The organism is Sulfurovum lithotrophicum, from assembly GCF_000987835.1.
GTDB classification, from domain to species: domain Bacteria; phylum Campylobacterota; class Campylobacteria; order Campylobacterales; family Sulfurovaceae; genus Sulfurovum; species Sulfurovum lithotrophicum.
The window spans coordinates 570,254-588,766 of sequence record NZ_CP011308.1 but is presented as its reverse complement, the minus strand read 5'-3'; the positions used below and the strand labels follow the sequence as shown (position 1 = coordinate 588,766).

The following is an 18,513-nucleotide window of genomic DNA, read 5'->3' as shown; positions in this document are numbered from 1 at the left end:
AATGCGCAACATATTTTATAATGAAACCGCTACCATTCCAAGCAACACCAAAAACACCCCGACAAACACTCCCATCGTAAGCAGCTTGATCCCTCCTGATGCCACCAGACCAAAAGCGATGGCACCATAGGAGAGAATATTAAAAAATGCAAGTATGAACAGAACCATTGCCACGGCCAATGACACTTTCTGGGAGATCTTCGTACTGAAAAGCATAAAATGCGCAACAACAAAAATAAGCATGCCCATAGCAAAGAGATGGGGTGTTGCTACCTCTACCAGATTATGCATACTTTTGGGCTCAGGGGTACTGATCACTTTCTTCAGGGCACCAGTGATCCCTTCAACACTGTTCAGTCCCTGTGAGAGCAAAAAGAGCCATACACCCGTAGCAAGTATCACTACCGTATAGAGCAGCAGATAGGCAATGGGTATATTGAAATAGCTAAGCTTTTTCATCTGAACTTTAAACGTGGGAAAATGGAAAGGCAGACCCAAAAAGCCAAAAGATGCCAAAGCAGGAACGATCCTGCCCAGACCAGCACAAAGGCTTCAGCCCAGAAATAGGCTCCCAGCAGTAGAAGTGGTGCTGCCAACCCCAGTATAAACAGGGTATGTAGTATCCACTTCATACTTACCGTTGCGTTATGCAGCCGGATGTAAATGGCAGCGAGTATCACCAGTACAAAGATGGTCATGAAAAGATCTATGTGCACCTGAAGCAGTAAGGAGTCAATTAGGATCGGCTCTTCGAACGTTTCTTCATTTCCGAACAGTGTGGTATGGATTTCCGTCATGTCAGTACCTATCACATAAGAGTGCAGCACAACATCAAGACACAGGTAAAGAAATATCGCAATCAGCACCCCGGCCATCAGGTAGGCCAGCAGTTGCGAGTGCGCCAAGTCTTTAGTGATGAGAAATTTCATTGGCTTATTTCTTAGATGCTATCTCAAACAATGCCCTGGCGATCCTGGCACCATCGGAAATATTGCGTGCAGAAAGCGTTGCCCCGCTAATAGTAGGGATATCCTTTCCCATCTTGAGCGGCGCATTGCGGCCTTTGTTCTTGAACTGTCCCATCCAGGTATCGTTAGGGATAAACTCGGGTGGTTCGCCAAAGGCCATGATCTCGGAGAACTTCAGTGTACCAGCAGGCGTGAATCCATATAGTACTGTTGCCATCTTCGTTCTTACTTTTCTGCTGATCAGTATGCCGTACCCTACGGTTTTACCTCCGCTCTTGAACAGATAGTAGCGATAGACTTTAGTAGTTACTTTAGCCCTAGCACGTTGCTGCACCTGCTTGTGCTGCTCTTTGGTCAGGATGATCCGTTTGGCCTCGATGTCACTCACCGAAGCAAATGAACTCTTGGCTACCTGTTCTACCTTGATATTGGCAGAAAGTGGTGATGCCCAACAAAAGCCGAATAAGCACAATAATATAGAAAGAGTTTTCATCACGCTCCTTTCAATAAGAATGCCTTCCTAAAAGACAAATCCAAGTCCCGCAGAGAAGACATTCTGGTCTTCGTTATTAACTTCTTTCATCACATAGTCGGCCTTGAGAACAACCTGATCTACCGGGAAGAAATTCATACCGATTGTAGTCGTATTTGTCTTATATTTCTCTTCATTCAACCCGTCTACTGTTGATGCGACCGGGTTAAAGTCCTCATACTGTACAAAGACCGGAATCTTATACTCGAGTCCTGCCAAAGTACCTACATCATATGAAAGGTTCACATAGAAACCATTCGCTTCCTCTACTGCGGAAGTACTGATCTTCTCTGCACCGTCAAGTGTTGTCTGTGTATAGAGTCCGTACGCTCTGAACGGCCCATTCTCATAATTGGCATGAATATCGAACATTGTAGTGTTCAATCCGGAAACATCGTTGGCAGGATCATCTTTCAGGTTAGAGGCACCACCATAGTAAATTGATGCCCCTATAAGCAGACCATTGATGCCAGTATAATCAACCCTGCCGACAAATGCAGGATCAAATGCTGCTGTTGCTTTGGATCCCTGTCTGCCGCTTCGGATCCATCCATTGCTCGCGTTGGCGGTTTTCTCATTGTTGAGATTTAGCGCATTGATTACTCCTGCGGTATATTCCAGACCGCTATCACCAAATCGACCGTAGACAAGCGCACCGTTCTCATGCCAAGTACTAGGCAGCAGTTTGTTCTCCACTTCTGGTCTCTGCACCGTATTGAAAAGAATCGGTTCATGCCTAAGATTGACCAATCCCATAGGTACCAATACATTACCTAGTCTGAAATTAATCTCCTCTTTCCATAAAAAATCCAGATACATGAACTCCACCGCTATCTCTCCACCATCTTCTGCATTGGCACCGTGTTCATACTCGATCTCTGCATTAAGAATCACATTGTCCGAGAACTTGTAACCAAAGTAGGTGACAAATCTGTAAACATCCGCATAGTCGTCGCTTCCTTCCGGGTTGGCATAGTACATCTCACCGTAACCACCGATCGAGAGCGGGTTCTTTGCAAAGTAGACCTTTGATGCTGCAGGTCCCATACCGTTGTACTGTTTTGCCGTATCAACCAGCGTAAATCCTCCTGTCTGTGTGGCAAGGACCTCTTCGGTCAGCGTATCATTCTTCTCTTCAAGTGCTGCCACTCTTTCTTCAAGAGATGCCGCTGTAGCTCCTGTAGCCAGTACAGCCGCCATACTCGTTATCCACGTTAATTTTTTCATATTTTTTCCTTGTTTATAATTTTGATATTTATTATCGTATTTGTAATGTACCCATTATTTTCTTAAAAAATAATTAAATTGATAATTATTATTAATTTAATAGATTGGCTCCAGGAAGAGTAGAAAGTAACATTCCGTTAAAGAAAGACAGGACTTCTCTATTAACATAGCACAAGCAGAAGTTCTCTTGGTTATAATTCTTTCCATGAAAGAAAGCCTGAAGATATTTGCCGGGGACCTGAAGAACTCCTTTATGGACCTGCTTCCCATCATCATTGTCGTGGCACTGTTCCAGGGAGCGATCATCCGTGCGGTACCCGACAACCTTCTCTCCATCGTTATCGGCCTGACCATTGTCGCCGTGGGGCTGGCGCTGTTCATCAGGGGACTGGAACTGGGGATCTTTCCCATCGGGGAAGGGCTGGCTGTGGACTTTGCAAGAAAAGGTTCCATCTTCTGGCTTTTGACCTTCGCTTTCACCATAGGCTTTTCAACAACTGTCGCGGAACCGGCGCTCATCGCCATCGCCAACAAGGCCGCCATGATCTCACACGGTCTCATAGACGCCTTCTGGCTGCGTATGACAGTAGCCCTCTCGGTAGGCTTTGCCATTGCGCTGGGTGTCCTGCGTATCCTGCTGGGACATCCCATCTCCTACTATATTATAGGAGGGTACATATTGGTGGTTGCCATTACCTTCTTTGCACCACCCGAGATCATAGGTCTGGCCTATGACAGCGGAGGAGTGACCACTTCGACTGTAACCGTACCTCTGGTTGCGGCCCTTGGTATCGGGCTGGCTTCAAGTATCAAGGGGAGGAATCCTGCCATCGACGGTTTCGGACTTATCGCGTTTGCTTCGCTCACACCGATGATCTTCGTTCAGCTCTACGGTATACTTGCCTATTCATCTGCAGATCCCGCTGCTGCGGTACAGACAGCCGTCCAGACTGCAGCAGAACATGCACCAACAATAGACCATTTTGTATGGAGCGATCTCTTTTTTGACCTCATAGGTACTATAAAAGATGTGGCTCCCATCATCGCTGTCATCTTCTTTTTTCAGTACGTTATCATCAAGAAGCAGGTGGCGCATTTGCACCGTATCATTACCGGTATCCTTATGGTGATACTCGGACTCTATGCGTTTATCGTAGGTCTGGAAATGGGACTTTTCCCCATCGGTGAAACGATCGCATACCAGCTGACCGACATGAACAACAACCTGCTTATCTATCTGTTCGCTTTCCTCATCGGTTTTTCGACGACCATGGCAGAACCGGCACTTCTTGCCATTGCCATCAAGGCCGAGGAGATCAGTGAAGGGAACATTAAACAAAATGTACTTAGAATGGTGGTAGCGTTAGGTGTTGCCATAGGTATTGGTCTGGGTGCCTACCGTATCGTCGCAGGTGATCCGATACACTACTATATCATCGCAGGGTATATATTTGTAATCATCTTTACCTATTTCGCACCAAACTATATCGTACCCATCGCCTATGACAGCGGTGGGGTGACCACTTCGACCGTGACCGTTCCCCTGGTTGCGGCGCTGGGACTGGGGCTGGCAGAAAATATCGAGGGACGTAATCCGCTTATCGATGGTTTTGGCCTCATCGCCTTTGCTTCCCTCTTCCCTATGCTGACGGTTATGGGGTACGGAATACATGCGGAATATTACAAAAAGCGTCTTTTGGCGCAAGAAAAATCAACAGAGCAGGAGAAGAAATGAAATTCACAGCACTCATAGCCATCATCCAGGACAAGGATGAGGAAGATGCGATCAAAGTGGCCAAAGAAGCCGGTGCAGGAACGGTCACCATCGTACACGGGAGAAATATAGGATTGCAGGAGAAGAAGGTATTTTTCGGGCTTACGCTGGAAGAGAATGTTTCCGTTCTGCTTTTCATCCTTCCCAAGCGGCTCTCCATGCGGGTCATGAAAGCCCTTCGCCTTGCCTTCGATCTGGACAACCATGAGAACAGCGGCCTTGCATTTACCCTTCCGCTGAGCCATGTGGCAGGACTGGACAATGATGAACTTCACAAATTTGAAGACGATATCAAAATCACACTATAGGAGATAAACAATGTTAGTAGAAGCAGTTATGACACCCAAAGAGAAACTGGTCATAGTCTCACCCATGGCTCCGGTAAGAGAAGCGCTTAACCTTATGAAAAAGCACTCCGTACGCTCGGTCATCGTAGACAAAACAAAACCGGACAGCGCATATGGCCTGGTTACTTTTAAGAACATTCTACAAAGTATTGTTGCAGAAGACGGTGATATCGACCTTCTCAATGTCTACGATATCGCTTCGACACCGGCCTTCTCTGTGTCTGCAAAGCTCAATGTCAAATATGCCGCACGAATGATGGTCAAAAGCAGCATCAAACGCCTTCTCGTACTTGACAGCAATGAACTTCAGGGTATCCTGACCATGACCGATATCATCGGTATACTGATGGAGACGGTCGAAGGACAGTAGCTTTTACTTTGAAGGGAAAGTGAGAATAAATGTACTCCCCTCACCTTTTTTAGAATCAAGTTCCAGTTTGATCCTGTACTTCCTGCAGATGGAAAGTACGATGTCAAGCCCTATGCCGAAGCCTCCCCGCTCTTCATTTGCCCGGTGGAACCTCTTGAAGATATCCGCCTGCTTTTCCTTGTCTATTCCAATACCCGTATCTTTAACCTTTAAAACATTGTTCTTGAGTGTGATAGTCACACTGTCACCCGCATCCGAGTATTTGATGGCATTGCTCAAAAGGTTGTCTATGAGCCTCTCTGCACCCTGCCTATTCATGTGAATCAGAGTAGGTTCAAGATCTATTTTCACTCCAAGACGCTTGGATGCAGTCAGATCACGCACATATTCTAAGCGTGCCTCTATGATCTTGTCGAGTCGAAGCCATTCATCGGGCTCTACCTTCCCCTCAAGCCTGTACGTCAGAGAACTGTACATGACACTCAGACGCTTGGCACTTGCTTCAAGCCGTTTTCGTTTTTTTTCATCAATACCCCTGAGACTCTGTACTGTCATCAGTATGGCTGAAAGTGGAGTATTGAGTTCATGGGTCGTGTCAGCAATAAATCGGTCGAGAGACTCTATCTGCTCCCTGACAGGCTGAAGGAACAGTCTTCCAAGGAAATAGCCTACGACACCCATCAGAATGAATGAAAGAACCAGATACCCGATGATCTTAATACGCAGTGCCTGTATCTGCGCAGAAAGAGCACCCTCCTTCAATACAATATACTTGATCCCCAAATGCACACTTTCATTGCGTGTCACTGTATAGCATTGGCCGTTTTCAATGTAAAAATCTTTCGTGAAATCTACAGGCTCCGGTATCTCCGTATAGATCGCTTTTCCATCTTCATTGTAATACCCCACGTCAAAACGGCAGTGTTTCAGACCTTTCAGGAACCGATCACGCTCCCTCACTTTCATCCCGCCGTTAACATGCAGCATTGCTTCAAGAACGATCCTGGAAAAGATCATGCGCGACTGGTACATCATCTCGAATTTGGTCGCCGACTGCATGGCAGCTTTGTTATTCTCAAAGAAGAGATAGCCGATAATAGCCAGCAGGACAAAAACCGATCCGAGATACAGTGTCAGGAAGCGGACCAGCGATCTGCGCTCATACGATGTTAAAACGATATCCCTCTCCTTTGATATTCTCAAAATACTCTTTTTTAAACATCTTTCTCAGGTTTTTGATGTAAGTCCTAATGGTCGCATGGGTAGGTGCACTATCATCACTCCATACATTCTCTATGATCTCGTCACAGGAGACGATCTTTCCGGCACTGCGTATAAAATATTCAAGTACCTGTGCTTCTTTCTGACGTATTTCTGTCACTTCATCACCTATGATGATCTGATGTGCTTTAGGAATGAACTTCATACCGTCAAACTCTATCTCTTCCTGAAGACGGTAGAGTCTTACGATATGTTCTATACGTGCACGCAGTTCTTCAAGTTCAAATGGCTTTTTCAGGTAGTCGTCCGCACCCAGCTCGAACCCTTTTTTCAGATCAGCAATGCCTGAGAGAGATGTAATATAGATAGCCGGCGTCGTATTGCCAATCTCGCGAAGATAGGAAAGGATCTCAAAACCATCGATATTAGGAACGTTGACATCGAGAAGGAGCATGTCGTACCGGTTCCCACCAATGGCATCCAATGCCTTTTCTCCATCATAGAAACTCTCCACCTCATACCCGTTCTCAGCCAGGAACTCTTCTATGATCTCCTGTAAAATAATATCATCCTCAAGCAATAAGATCTTCATGCTTTATCCTTCTGAAGTACACCTCTGAACTTAGGTACCCTATACTGTTTACGGATATTGTACCATACTCTCTGTGTACTCCGATACACAAAAGATTTGGCTATAATATCTTTATGAAAAAATTTACTCTATTAACTATACCGATTTTGATGTTTCTATTTTTGATGTTTCTATCGGGGTGTACGCAAGTTGTGACAGCACCCATCTCCGTTGCAGGTTCCGTGGCAGGTGCCACCATCGATATAACCGGCTCTGCCGTGGGTGCTGCCGTAAATGTCGCCACATCCGGCAGCGACGACGAAGAAGATGAAAAGTAAAGAGGTTAAAAACTTTTTGCGTTGTTGAACTCAGCGATCTCACTCTCTACCATCGCATCGATCATACGGACATAAAGATCATTGATAAGGTTGGGAGAAAGGCCCAGGTCTATAGCCTGATGGCGTACACGGGAGATCACGTCATTGATACGCTCTTCGGCCTTCACCTCTTCCACACTTGTTTTGAAATGGGCGATCTGCTTGATATAGTCATTTCGCTTTGCGATCAGTTTGACGATCTCATCATCCACTTCATCTATCTTTTTTCTCGCTTCTTCCAGTGTTGTACATTTATAAATTTCCATTCTACTCTCCTTAACTCCGATATTTTTTAAATTATTATATCCTAAAAAATATAATATACTTTGGCTATAATAGTTTTACAAACACGGACACTAAAAGCTTATTTGCAAATAAAATGTAAAAGTGATATACCTGCTTGGGCTTTTACATTATAGTTTATAAAAAACGCAAAGGATACAGATGTTTAAATCTCACTATTTCAGTATGGCAGCCATTACGATAATGGGCCTCAGCTCAGTGGCCAATGCCGGGGCAGAATCGAATTACTATAAACAGTTGACAGGTACCAGTATATACAGTGCGAATAACCGTTACCTTCAGAGTGGCTGGTATGATATGGATGGGGGAGATACCGGGAATAATCCGGAAATGACCAATAGCAATTTTGTGGGAAGCTACATCTTCGGTCAAAATAATGATACCTTGCGTCCTTTTGTAATGGGAGGCTTTGGCTTCACCAAGATCCAGCAGGACCGTTCTACTGTCGGTAACAGTGTGGGCAATATTGACCTGGACTCTACTTACTACCAATTGGGTGGGGGTATCGACTATAATCCAACATCTAATATTAGCTTGGCTGTTGGGGCTACAGGCCTTTGGATGAGCACAGATGGAGACTATAATGGTGCATCAGACAGCATGCAGTACTATTTCAATCAAGAGAGTGACACTTCTATCTATGATCTCTTTGCTGTTATTGGTTACCATACAGAGATAAATGGATATAAACCCTATGCCGAATTAATGCTGCATTACTTATCTATTCATTACGATTTTGGCCTGTCCGATACAGACGGCTGGAGTACTGACCTCGAGGCTGGTGTTTATACACCTACTTTAACTACATGGCTTGATCTCCCTGTACGTGCCAGATTTTTTGCTGCGGCTACATTGCTTGACAATGATCTCTCTACCGATGTACTCTTCGATAATGCTTATAGTGGCGGAGCAAGACTGCTCTGGAAAGTTGGTCCTTTGATTCCTATTTTCAACAATGCATTTAAAGAGACAGAACTTGGTTTCACTCTACAAGGTACCATGGGAGACAATGATCTAAGCGGATGGAAAGCCAGTCTCGGATTCTATATCGCAAAATTCTAATTTAAGCATTCCATATTTACTACTCAAAAACCACAAAAATAATTGCATAAAAAAAGCCCGGCTCCCTTTCGGGAAACCGGGCTTTTAGGTTTGAAAGTTTAAAGCTTTGCAACGGTCTTATTCAACCTCGGCATCGATGACATCGTCATCGTCAGCTTTCTTTCCTGCGTCTGCAGCACCCTGCTGACCACCCTGCTCTTTGGCATACGCCGCTTCGGCAAGTTTGTGGCTCTTCTCAGTCAAGGCTTTGACCTTCTCATCGATCTGCTCTTTGGTGGCATTGTCATCTTTGAGAACTGTCTCAAGATCAGAGATCGCCGCTTCAATGCCCGCTTTTTCATTCGCATCGAAGTTCTCACCAAGATCGTCAAGTGATTTTTTGGTCTGGTGGATCAATGCATCCGCCTGATTCTTCGCCTCAACAACTTCTTTGCGTTTTTCATCTTCCGCTTTGTGCGCTTCCGCATCCTGAACCATTTTTTCGATCTCTTCATCAGAAAGTCCTGACGAACCTGTGATCTTGATCTCCTGAGATTTACCTGTACCCTTGTCTACTGCCGATACGGTCAAGATACCGTTCGCATCAATATCGAAAGTTACTTCGATCTGTGGTACACCTCTTGGTGCTGCCGGGATGTCTCTCAGTTCAAACATACCAAGTGACTTATTGTCTTTGGCGAATTCACGTTCTCCCTGGAGAACATGAATACTTACTGCCGGCTGGTTGTCTTCCGCTGTAGAGAATATCTGTGATTTCTTCGCAGGGATGGTTGTACCTTTTTCAATGACTTTTGTCATCACGCCACCCAATGTTTCGATACCAAGGCTCAATGGTGTCACATCAAGAAGCAATACATCTTTGACATCACCTGCAAGAACACCACCCTGGATCGCCGCACCAAGTGCAACAACTTCATCCGGGTTCACAGACTTGTTAAGTTCTTTGTTGAAGAATTTCTTCACTTCTTCCTGAACCAACGGTACTCTGGTAGAACCACCGACCATAACCACTTCTTTGACATCGTTCTTGCTCAGACCGGCATCTTTCAGTACTGCTTCGATCGTTTTTATCGTCTTTGCTACAAGGTCAGAGATGAGTGATTCGAACTTCGCTCTTGTAATTTTTGTCACAAGGTGCTTTGGCCCGCTTGCGTCTGCCGTAATGAACGGAAGGTTGATCTCAGTTTCAGTTGCAGAGGAGAGTTCTTTTTTCGCCGCTTCTGCTGCATCTTTTACCCTCTGAAGCGCCATGACATCCTCTTTGATATCGATACCACTTTCAGATTTGAACTCATCGGCTACATAGTCAATGATCCTGTTATCAAAGTCGTCACCACCAAGAAATGCATCACCGCCGGTTGCCAATACTTCGACAACCCCATCACCTGTTTCAAGTGCTGTAACGTCGAACGTACCACCACCAAGATCGTATACCACGATCTGCTCGGCATCTTTTTTATCAAGGCCGTAAGCCAATGCTGCCGATGTAGGCTCGTTGATGATTCTCAATACATTCAAACCTGCGATCGTACCGGCCTCTTTTGTCGCTTTTCTCTGCGCATCATTGAAGTATGCAGGTACTGTAATAACCGCATCGGTTACCGTTTCACCCAGGTATGCTTCCGCATCCTCTTTCATCTTCATCAATACTTTTGCAGAGATCTCCTGAGGCGTATAGGTTTTACCCGCTACCTCAATCGCACACGCACCGTTTCTGTCTATAATATGATAAGGAAGTCTCTCTTTTGCTTCATTCGCTTTTTCCTCTTCACACATAAGACCCATAATCCTCTTGATAGAGTAGATCGTCTTTTCCGGATTCGTTACCGCCTGTCTTTTTGCAGATTCACCGACAAGGACTTCACCTTTGTCTGTAAATGCTACGATGGAAGGTGTTGTATTTTTACCCTCTTTGTTGGCGATGATCGCTGCTTCGCCGTTTGTATACACTGCCATTGCAGAGTTTGTTGTTCCTAAGTCAATTCCTAATACTTTTCCCATTTCTGTTCCTTTTTGTTGTTTTTACGTTTGATTTTTATTATTATACTTGATCCTCCAGTGATCCCGATGCTACTTTAGTTGCATTGAGTCACTTTATATCAAGTTTTATTTCGCGGTGCTCTCCAGCCTTCGCGGGTCGCTTCACTCCACCGCTCCGGTTTCGCACCTATAAACGTGAAGCAGTTCACGTTTACTTAGCGGTGCTCACCATTGCCGGACGGAGTACTCTGTCCTTGATGGTGTAACCCTTTTGCATGACCTGGACGATATCATCTGTTTTATGCTCGTCGCTGTCCACCTGCATGATCGCCTGATGTACTTCAGGGTTGAACTCGCCTTTGCTATCTATCTCTTTGATACTGTTCTTTTCCAGTACTTTCTTGAGCTGCTCATAGGTCAGCTTCACACCTTCCTGCATCTTTTCAAGTACTTCGGTTGTATTCTCTTTATCCGCACCCTCAATGGCACTGAGCGCATTCTCAAAAGAATCCAACACTGAGAGAATATCTTTGGCAAAACTCTCATTTGCATATGCCACCGCGTTCATCTTGTCTTTTTCCAAACGCTTTTTCGCATTTTCGAAATCGGCATGGGCTCTGATATACTTGTCTTTATATTCCGCGGCTTCTGCCTGGGCTGTCGCCAACGGATCTACCTCTTGATTCTCCTCATCACTCTGAGCTGTTTGGGTCTGCTCTTCGTTCTGGGTTTGCTCAAGATCTTTTTCTGTCTCTTGACTCATTAAAGACCTCCTTTTTTTCTTGACTTTTGCACCTACAAATTAAATGCTTAAAATTATTATACAACATTGAGTGTATCTTTGTCAAGTATTATACTTATTATCTTCACATAGAAAACTTTAGTCTATATGACTAAAGTTTTAAACGGGATTAGGGATAATAAGAAAATCTTTAAACAAGTATAACTATATTTATTAAGAATTTATCTAACTTGCCTGCAGAGGTTTAAATTTATATTGTGCTGTAAAAAATGTATTTGTTCGGGGAGTAGGGTCGAGAAGAAGTTCTAAACGCTAAGCGCCTAACGCTTAACGCTTATTGAAAAAGATTAGTTTCTGATGCCAAGATCTGCTTTAATCGTATTCCATCTGCTAAGATCTGTGTTCTTGAGATATCTCATAAGTCTTCTTCTCTGACCTACAAGTTTAAGAAGACCCAGTCTTGAAGAGTGATCTTTCTTGTTCGTTTTAAGGTGATCTGTCAAGTATTTGATTCTCTCTGTTAAAAGTGCAACCTGTACTTCTGTCGAACCTGTATCGTTTTCGCCTCTTGCGTATTTAGCAATAATTTCTGCTTTCTTCGCCTGATCTAAAGCCATAATGACCTCCTGATTGGTATTTAAATTCTCAAAATGAGTGCGAAATCATATCATATTAAACTTACTTGAGACTTATAGAGAATATCAATCAAATATGCTAACCCCTTTATAATGATAATTGGAGTAAAATACTCCTAATTAATCCGGAATATAAAGAAGGTAACCTATTATGCTATTAACCCGTGCAACCGAATATGCCCTGCTCTCACTCGACAGTATCAGTAAAGCCGACAAACCTGTCGGCGCAGAACAACTGGCAAATGAGCTGAGTATTCCTAAAAGTTTTCTTGCCAAAATACTACAAAATATGGCAAAACAGGGTATTTTGGAGTCACGCAAGGGTGCCCATGGTGGGTTTGTACTCGCCCGGGATATCAACGATATCACGATCAACAGTATCATCTTTGCCGCAGAGGGAAAACTGCCGGCGGTATTTGACTGCTCAAGTTACTCGGAAACCTGTCCCAACGGTGCCATAGGGACCTGTGTCATCTCTCCTTTTATTGCGAACTTCCAGACAAAGATCAACAATTTCCTTGAAGGGCTCACGCTCGGAGACATATTCTAACTCTTATCTTTTATATATTGTATAATACGGCAAAGATTGCAGGGAAATCACACTCCATGCAGTACACATAAAGATCAAAATCAACAAGGCACTTTTTATGCAACAACATGTTTACCACCTCTCCCATATCGACCTTGACGGTTACGGCTGCCAGTACCTGACAACAAAATGTTTTGACAGGATCGAATGTTACAACGCAAACTACGGACCGGAGGTGACTGCCCGTCTTGCAGAGATGGTCAAAAAGATCGAACAGGACAAATTCATCCATGGCGACAAGATGGAACCTCTCATTCTCATTACCGATCTCAACCTCACGACCAAAGAGGGGAACTGGATAGAAAAAGAGGCCATACGTATCGGTGCAAAGCTGCAGCTGCTTGACCATCATGCTACAGGGAAATCGGCGGCGGAACGCTTTGCATGGTACAAACTCGATACGACGAAATCCGCTACGCTCATCACGTACGGATGGTTGCAGCAGCATTACGGTTTTGACAAAAAGAATGAATACGCGCAGATCGTCAAAGCAATCAATGCCATTGATATCTGGTTATCGGATGATCCGCTTTTCGAATACGGCAAAGTGATGCTGGGGATGATCTCAGGCGCCAGAGAAATCAACCGTATCCTTTTCCCTGCCGAAGACAGAGCCTTCAAATTTTCGCTGATCGAAGCGGCAAAAGCGCGTATAGACTATGAAAATGCACCCATCGTACTCGATGATGATCTGCACCAGGTCAAAAAAGCTTTCTTCAAACAGAAGCAGAACAATACCAAGGACAACCTTGTCGCCTTCTTTGTCACAGACCTACTCACCAAGGACAAGCAGCGTCTTACCATCCATTACAAAGGTTACAAGGGCATTTTGGGCTACAATGTGGGCAACACTTCCATTATTGGTAATACCTGCATGCTCAACAACCCGGACTACGACTTCTACATGGATGTCAATTTCAGGGGACACTTCTCACTGCGGAGCAACAATAAAATGGATGTCTCCACCATGGCGGCACACATCGGGAACGGCGGCGGACATCCCAATGCCAGCGGCGGGAAGATAGAAGGCTACAAAGACTCATTCGTCTATGCGGATGTACGCAAGTTCATACAGAATTATATAGACGAAAAAACCAAGCAATAATCACACGAAGTGTGCTCTGTTGTGGTGAACGACCTTGAAAGCGAAGCGATTGTCCTCGTTCCTGCGGGATTGCATCGAGAACACAAACGCCTCAGTATCAACAAAGGGGTAATTTAAAAACATAGTGTAGATTATCACATTCTATATACAAAAAATTTCAACTAAAAAGAACCACTTTAGGGAACCTTTATATCTTCACTCTCGCCTCAAGCGCACGCGAGAGTGACATAATATCTATATTTTCCAACTCCACACCCGTAGGCACCCCCTGTGCGATCTTCGTGAACCTGATGGGCAGTCCCTGCAGTTTATCCTCGATATAGAGTATCATCGTATCCGTAGCGATACTCGGTGGGAAAGCGAAGATGATCTCTTCTACTCCCTCGACCGCATAGAAAAGATGCGCCTCATCCAGGTCACGCACTTCGGAGATGACATAATAAACCCCGTCGAACTGCCCGCTCTCTTCAATGGTCAGAATATCCTTGGCACTCTGCACGATACAGAGTTTGGCCGTATCACGATAAGGGTCCGAACAGATACTGCAGAGCTCGTCTTCGCTCATGTTATGGCATTTGCTGCACTTGTGTATACTGTTGACCGCTGTCTCTATGGCATGGGCCAGCTTCATTGCGGCAAAGCCGTCTTCCATCACAGAGTGGTAGGCCAGACGGATAGCGGATTTCTTCCCTATGGACGGGAAAGAACCAAAGGCTTCCACCAGGTTCTCAAAGGCTTCTATTTTATAGTTTTTCATTTTTATTCTTTTTGGTGCGTAAATACGCACCCTGCATTATTCTCTATGATAATCCACAACTTTGGAGTATTCAACGACCTCTTTAATGAAATCGACCACTTTAAGATGTTCGGGATGTATGGCATAGGCATTCAACCCCTCTTTGCTCTCAAAGGAGGTGATAATGCTCATATCCATTGCACGTTCCTCTTCGGAAAAGTTCACACCGACATCGATACTTCTCAGACTCGGTATGGCACCCATCAGGTTTTCAAGCATCTGTTTTGCCTGGATGATATTGGCTTTTTTATTCTCTTCTTTGAACTTGAACATTACAATATGTACTATCATGCTATCTCACTTCTATTTATTCGGCATTATAACTAAATTATGGTAGAATTCGCCAAAATTATTCCTGAAAAGGAGCGTTACCCATGAGTGAAATGGATTATTATGAAGTACTTGAGGTCAGTAGAGACTGTTCAGGTGCCGAACTTAAAAAAGCCTATAGAAAACTGGCGCTGAAGTACCACCCGGACCGCAATCCGGATGACCATGAAGCAGAAGAGAAGTTCAAAATTGTCAATGAAGCCTATCAGGTACTCAGCGACGACGAGAAGCGTACCATCTATGACCGTTACGGTAAAGAGGGTCTTGAAGGACAGGGGATGGGCGGCGGCTTCGGCGGTGCCAACATGGACGATATCATGGATATCTTCAACTCTATGTTCGGCGGTGGCGGTGGAGGCTTTGGCGGTTTCGGAAGAACACGCAGAGATCCAAGTCAGAAATATACCCTGGATTTCGAAATAGAACTTCCTCTTGCTTTCAATGAAGCGGTATTCGGATGTGAAAAGAAAATTGACATCACCTACAAAACCCCTTGCGAAGAGTGTGGCGGGACCGGTGCCAAAGACGGGAAGATGGAAACCTGTGATTACTGCGGCGGACAGGGACAGGTCCTCATGAGACAGGGACCGATGCAGTTTGCACAAACCTGTCCGAAGTGTCATGGCGAAGGCAGAAAGATCGCACAGAAATGCCCAAGCTGTCAAGGTAAAGGATACCATGAAGAGTCAGAGAGCGTTACCATTAATATCCCTGCCGGTGTCGACAGCGGCAACCGTCTGCGTGTACCGGGACACGGAAACGAAGCAAAGAACGGCCAAAGAGGTGATCTCTACCTGACTTTCTATGTGGAAGAGGATGAGCATTTCATACGTAACGGAAATGACATCTACATCGAAGTGCCCGTGTTCTTCACACAGGCAATCCTTGGTGAGACCATCTCCATCCCGACACTCGACGGCGAACTCGAACTCGAACTCAAACAGAGCACCAAAGACAAAGAGCAGTTTATTTTTGAAGGCGAAGGGGTACCGGATGTCCACAACGGCAGAAAAGGCCGCCTCATCGCACAAGTGAGAATGATCCTGCCAAAGAAGATCAATGACGAGCAAAAAGAACTGCTTGAAAAGCTCCAGGAAAGCTACGGCGTAGAAAGCCGTCCGCATAAGAGTACTTTTGAATCAGCCTTTGACAGGGTCAAGAGCTGGTTCAAAAACTGATCCTCATATCATTTTCTTCAATCTACTTCTAGAGTATGCGGGCATAGAAACATATGCATACTCTTTTCATTAACTATTCTTTCCTATACTTATACTTAGAGCTTTTATGTATTTAAAAGATAATTATTTTCTTTTAATGCTAAAAAGCTATACTACCATATGGATAATTGTTATCCTTTTAAACTAAAATGAGCTAGGATATCACTACAGATATCAGAAAAATCTTAACAAAAAGGAGAGTAGAATGAGACAATATGAATCATACATATGTAACAAATGCGGAAATGTTGTAGAGGTATCACATGTAGGTGGCGGTACACTTGTATGCTGTGGGCAGGAAATGGAGTGTATTACAGTTGACCTTACACTTGTCAACCTCATGAAAGCCTTTGCCGGTGAAAGTCAGGCAAGGAACCGCTATGAGTATTACGCCAAAGTGGCGCAGAAAGAGGGTTACCGTGACATCGCTGCCCATTTCCAGAGAGCTGCGAACAACGAAAAAGAACATGCCAAACTCGAACTTGCCCTTCACAACCGTATGAAGAACAGCAGTGAGGAATCATGGGGTGATACTATTGCCAATCTGGAAGATGCCATAGCAGGGGAAAGCTATGAGAACCTGACTATGTATCCTGATTTTGCGGCCATAGCCAAAGAAGAGGGACACAGCGAAGCAGCACGCCTCTTCAAAAATATCGGACAGGTCGAAGTAGAACATGAAAAAATGTACAGAGAACTTCTCAAACGTTTGAGTGAAGGGCATGAATTTGCCAGTGATGAGGAAGAGGTTTGGATCTGCGAAGTATGCGGGCATGTCCACTACGGAAAAAAAGCACCTAAAAAATGCCCTGTATGCGGCCATCCGGAACCTTACTTCTCACGTAAAGTAGAATCCAAGTAACCCGTAGAGTTTACTGTACCTTCTGGTGCAGTATCGCCTTGTTTTTCCCCCTTGTAAGATCACCTTTTTCTTTACTTGCATCATACGCGATCACATAGACTTCATCTCCCTGTTGCAGATAATTCTTCTCCCCGAATTCCGCATAGGCAGTGGCCCCTATAGAGATCAGGGCCTGCTTGGGGTATCCGCAAGCCTTTAAATGTTCGGCAATATTCTCAAGAGGTCCGAAATCTTCCTGTATGTTCATCTTCTCAATCAGCCAGTTTTTCAGTTTTTCATAAAAGTAGGAATATCCAGGCAGCGGAGCATCTACACCGTAAGGATGCAACACACCGTCACGTTTCACAAAAGAACAGAGATGGTATCGGTCCATAATACCGCCCTTTTCGAACCTGTCAATATCTATCCATTTGTCACCTATCCCTTTGGAGTTTGGGCCCCATGATTTCTTTTCGGATATCTTTTTAGCTCCCTCTTTACGAATGGTACAGTCGTTGAAGGTGGTAAACTTTTCAGCTATGAGGTCTGTTACTTTATGCTCTGCATCATAGACAATGGTAAAAAGAACTGCTATCTCAGGTTCGACCTGGGCATTGGCATCATAATTGGGTAGGTCAAGCCTCTCTGTCCCTATGGAATAGACTCCCAGAAACGTATCGCTTCCGGGAAGATAAAAAGGAAATATTCCTTTGGGCGCATCCGGCTCAGCCGTGACGACATTTTTAAAATCTTCCAACTCTCCTGCCTGTTCCAAATGGTGTGCAAAATTTCCTGCAACACCCAGTCCGATCACATTTTTTAAAATCATCACTACTCTTTTTTATTATATTATACCATATTGAGTACACACAAAGTACACAAAACGGTTTTATACTGCATTTGAAAGGAACCAAGATGGCAGACAAAAAAAAGGACAGCAAGAATATGTTATTCGTTTCAATCTTTATAGGTACGATGCTGATCTTTATGGTGGGAACAGTCATTTATGTTACCAGTCAGGTTGCGAACTGTTCAAGTGCAAAAAAAGCTCAAAAGCTCTGTTATCAAAGTAAGAAAATAGATGTAGATGAAAAAAAGATTGTTTTAATGAAGAGAAACAGGTTGCACGGCAACCTGTTGGTGTAGAAACTTAGTTACCTGCAACTGCGTCTTTGAGTGTCTTACCGATCTTGAACTTAGGCGCTGTATGCGCTTCTTTTGTATATGTTTTGTCGGTTCCCGGAACCTTACCCGATTTTTCCGCTACCTCTACTGTAGAGAAGGTTCCAAAACCTACCAGTGAGACAGTCTCTTTGTTTACAAGTGCCTCAGTTACCGCTTCAATGAATGCTTTCACTGCTCTTTCTGCCGCTGCTTTACTCTCAAAGTCACCTTTTTTCTGTACCAACTCTACAAACTCTGCTTTTGTCATTCTTCTTCCTTTTTTATATTAAGATGTACCTATTATAACACAACTTAATCTTAGAAAAAGCTAAAAAACCATTAAAAAGCCCTATTTCAGGGAG

The 18,513-nt window shown here is 44.3% G+C and carries 23 protein-coding genes and 1 pseudogene; 10 read left to right on the top strand and 14 right to left on the bottom strand.

What is annotated here, in order from left to right:
- Positions 1–15 precede the first annotated feature (15 nt).
- From YH65_RS02800 to YH65_RS02785, 4 genes are read right to left on the bottom strand one after another with little or no spacing between them, the layout of a single operon-like run.
- The gene (locus YH65_RS02800) at positions 16–459 is read right to left on the bottom strand and encodes a hypothetical protein (RefSeq protein ID WP_046550536.1); all 444 of its coding nucleotides are present in this window, start codon (positions 457–459) and stop codon (positions 16–18) included.
- On the bottom strand, positions 456–929 hold the full coding sequence (locus YH65_RS02795) for a hypothetical protein (RefSeq protein ID WP_046550535.1): 474 nt from the start codon (positions 927–929) through the stop codon (positions 456–458). Before YH65_RS02795 ends, YH65_RS02800 begins: the two co-directional genes overlap by 4 nt.
- Positions 930–933: 4 nt before the next feature.
- The gene (locus YH65_RS02790; RefSeq protein WP_046550534.1) at positions 934–1,461 is read right to left on the bottom strand and encodes an FMN-binding protein; all 528 of its coding nucleotides are present in this window, start codon (positions 1,459–1,461) and stop codon (positions 934–936) included.
- A 27-nt stretch (positions 1,462–1,488) separates the two neighbouring features.
- Positions 1,489–2,727 carry a hypothetical protein gene (locus tag YH65_RS02785; protein ID WP_046550533.1) on the bottom strand — a complete coding sequence of 413 codons (1,239 nt, stop codon included), beginning with the start codon at positions 2,725–2,727 and terminating at the stop codon, positions 1,489–1,491.
- Between the two features lie 205 nt (positions 2,728–2,932).
- Between YH65_RS02785 and YH65_RS02780 the strand changes: the two genes are divergently transcribed.
- From YH65_RS02780 to YH65_RS02770, 3 genes are read left to right on the top strand one after another with little or no spacing between them, the layout of a single operon-like run.
- Positions 2,933–4,462: a DUF1538 domain-containing protein gene (locus YH65_RS02780; protein WP_046550532.1), complete on the top strand. Its 1,530-nt coding sequence runs from the start codon at positions 2,933–2,935 to the stop codon at positions 4,460–4,462.
- The gene (locus tag YH65_RS11620) at positions 4,459–4,809 is read left to right on the top strand and encodes a hypothetical protein (RefSeq protein WP_046550531.1); all 351 of its coding nucleotides are present in this window, start codon (positions 4,459–4,461) and stop codon (positions 4,807–4,809) included. Before YH65_RS02780 ends, YH65_RS11620 begins: the two co-directional genes overlap by 4 nt.
- Before the next feature lie 10 nt (positions 4,810–4,819).
- Complete coding sequence (locus tag YH65_RS02770) at positions 4,820–5,218, top strand: CBS domain-containing protein (RefSeq protein WP_046550530.1); 399 nt, start codon at positions 4,820–4,822, stop codon at positions 5,216–5,218.
- 3 nt (positions 5,219–5,221) lie between these two features.
- Here the strand turns inward: YH65_RS02770 and YH65_RS02765 are convergent, their stop codons facing one another.
- Together YH65_RS02765 and YH65_RS02760 are read right to left on the bottom strand one after the other, a co-directional pair.
- On the bottom strand, positions 5,222–6,421 hold the full coding sequence (locus YH65_RS02765) for a sensor histidine kinase (protein WP_046550529.1): 1,200 nt from the start codon (positions 6,419–6,421) through the stop codon (positions 5,222–5,224).
- On the bottom strand, positions 6,378–7,031 hold the full coding sequence (locus YH65_RS02760; RefSeq protein ID WP_046550528.1) for a response regulator transcription factor: 654 nt from the start codon (positions 7,029–7,031) through the stop codon (positions 6,378–6,380). Before YH65_RS02760 ends, YH65_RS02765 begins: the two co-directional genes overlap by 44 nt.
- Before the next feature lie 113 nt (positions 7,032–7,144).
- Between YH65_RS02760 and YH65_RS11760 the strand changes: the two genes are divergently transcribed.
- Complete coding sequence (locus YH65_RS11760) at positions 7,145–7,348, top strand: putative periplasmic lipoprotein (protein ID WP_046550527.1); 204 nt, start codon at positions 7,145–7,147, stop codon at positions 7,346–7,348.
- A gap of 5 nt (positions 7,349–7,353) precedes the next feature.
- Here the strand turns inward: YH65_RS11760 and YH65_RS02750 are convergent, their stop codons facing one another.
- Positions 7,354–7,653, bottom strand: coding sequence for a chorismate mutase (locus tag YH65_RS02750; RefSeq protein WP_084722009.1), 300 nt, complete (start codon positions 7,651–7,653; stop codon positions 7,354–7,356).
- A 178-nt stretch (positions 7,654–7,831) separates the two neighbouring features.
- On the opposite strand from YH65_RS02750, the gene YH65_RS02745 reads away from it, so the two are divergent.
- Positions 7,832–8,752: an outer membrane protein gene (locus tag YH65_RS02745; protein WP_046550526.1), complete on the top strand. Its 921-nt coding sequence runs from the start codon at positions 7,832–7,834 to the stop codon at positions 8,750–8,752.
- 117 nt (positions 8,753–8,869) lie between these two features.
- On the opposite strand, the gene dnaK is transcribed toward YH65_RS02745, so the two are convergent.
- From dnaK to rpsO, 3 genes and pseudogenes are all read right to left on the bottom strand, one after another.
- Positions 8,870–10,753 (bottom strand): molecular chaperone DnaK, encoded by a 1,884-nt coding sequence (dnaK, locus tag YH65_RS02740; RefSeq protein ID WP_046550525.1) that lies wholly within the window; start codon positions 10,751–10,753, stop codon positions 8,870–8,872.
- Positions 10,754–10,943: 190 nt separating this feature from the next.
- Positions 10,944–11,498: pseudogene (grpE, locus tag YH65_RS02735) on the bottom strand (nucleotide exchange factor GrpE); the annotation flags it as partial.
- A gap of 323 nt (positions 11,499–11,821) precedes the next feature.
- A complete protein-coding gene (rpsO, locus tag YH65_RS02730; protein ID WP_046550523.1) occupies positions 11,822–12,091 on the bottom strand; it encodes a 30S ribosomal protein S15 in 270 nt (89 codons plus the stop codon).
- 169 nt (positions 12,092–12,260) lie between these two features.
- Between rpsO and YH65_RS02725 the strand changes: the two genes are divergently transcribed.
- Together YH65_RS02725 and YH65_RS02720 are read left to right on the top strand one after the other, a co-directional pair.
- Positions 12,261–12,659, top strand: coding sequence for an RrF2 family transcriptional regulator (locus YH65_RS02725; RefSeq protein WP_046550522.1), 399 nt, complete (start codon positions 12,261–12,263; stop codon positions 12,657–12,659).
- A 97-nt stretch (positions 12,660–12,756) separates the two neighbouring features.
- Positions 12,757–13,803, top strand: coding sequence for a DHH family phosphoesterase (locus YH65_RS02720; RefSeq protein WP_046550521.1), 1,047 nt, complete (start codon positions 12,757–12,759; stop codon positions 13,801–13,803).
- A 187-nt stretch (positions 13,804–13,990) separates the two neighbouring features.
- Here YH65_RS02720 and recR read toward each other — a convergent pair whose 3' ends face one another.
- Positions 13,991–14,560 (bottom strand): recombination mediator RecR, encoded by a 570-nt coding sequence (gene recR / locus YH65_RS02715; protein ID WP_046550520.1) that lies wholly within the window; start codon positions 14,558–14,560, stop codon positions 13,991–13,993.
- A gap of 36 nt (positions 14,561–14,596) precedes the next feature.
- Positions 14,597–14,890, bottom strand: a complete 294-nt coding sequence (locus YH65_RS02710) for a Dabb family protein (protein WP_046550519.1) — start codon at positions 14,888–14,890, stop codon at positions 14,597–14,599.
- Positions 14,891–14,973: 83 nt separating this feature from the next.
- Between YH65_RS02710 and dnaJ the strand changes: the two genes are divergently transcribed.
- Both dnaJ and YH65_RS02700 read left to right on the top strand, forming a co-directional pair.
- Complete coding sequence (gene dnaJ, locus YH65_RS02705) at positions 14,974–16,107, top strand: molecular chaperone DnaJ (protein ID WP_046550518.1); 1,134 nt, start codon at positions 14,974–14,976, stop codon at positions 16,105–16,107.
- A 244-nt stretch (positions 16,108–16,351) separates the two neighbouring features.
- The gene (locus tag YH65_RS02700) at positions 16,352–17,008 is read left to right on the top strand and encodes a ferritin family protein (RefSeq protein ID WP_046550517.1); all 657 of its coding nucleotides are present in this window, start codon (positions 16,352–16,354) and stop codon (positions 17,006–17,008) included.
- Positions 17,009–17,018: 10 nt separating this feature from the next.
- Here YH65_RS02700 and YH65_RS02695 read toward each other — a convergent pair whose 3' ends face one another.
- Entirely contained in the window at positions 17,019–17,816 is a 798-nt protein-coding gene (locus YH65_RS02695; protein WP_046550516.1) for a DUF5718 family protein, read from the bottom strand.
- A gap of 86 nt (positions 17,817–17,902) precedes the next feature.
- On the opposite strand from YH65_RS02695, the gene YH65_RS02690 reads away from it, so the two are divergent.
- Positions 17,903–18,133, top strand: coding sequence for a hypothetical protein (locus YH65_RS02690; protein ID WP_046550515.1), 231 nt, complete (start codon positions 17,903–17,905; stop codon positions 18,131–18,133).
- A 4-nt stretch (positions 18,134–18,137) separates the two neighbouring features.
- Here the strand turns inward: YH65_RS02690 and YH65_RS02685 are convergent, their stop codons facing one another.
- Positions 18,138–18,419, bottom strand: coding sequence for an HU family DNA-binding protein (locus YH65_RS02685; RefSeq protein ID WP_046550514.1), 282 nt, complete (start codon positions 18,417–18,419; stop codon positions 18,138–18,140).
- Between the last annotated feature and the right edge of the window lie 94 nt (positions 18,420–18,513).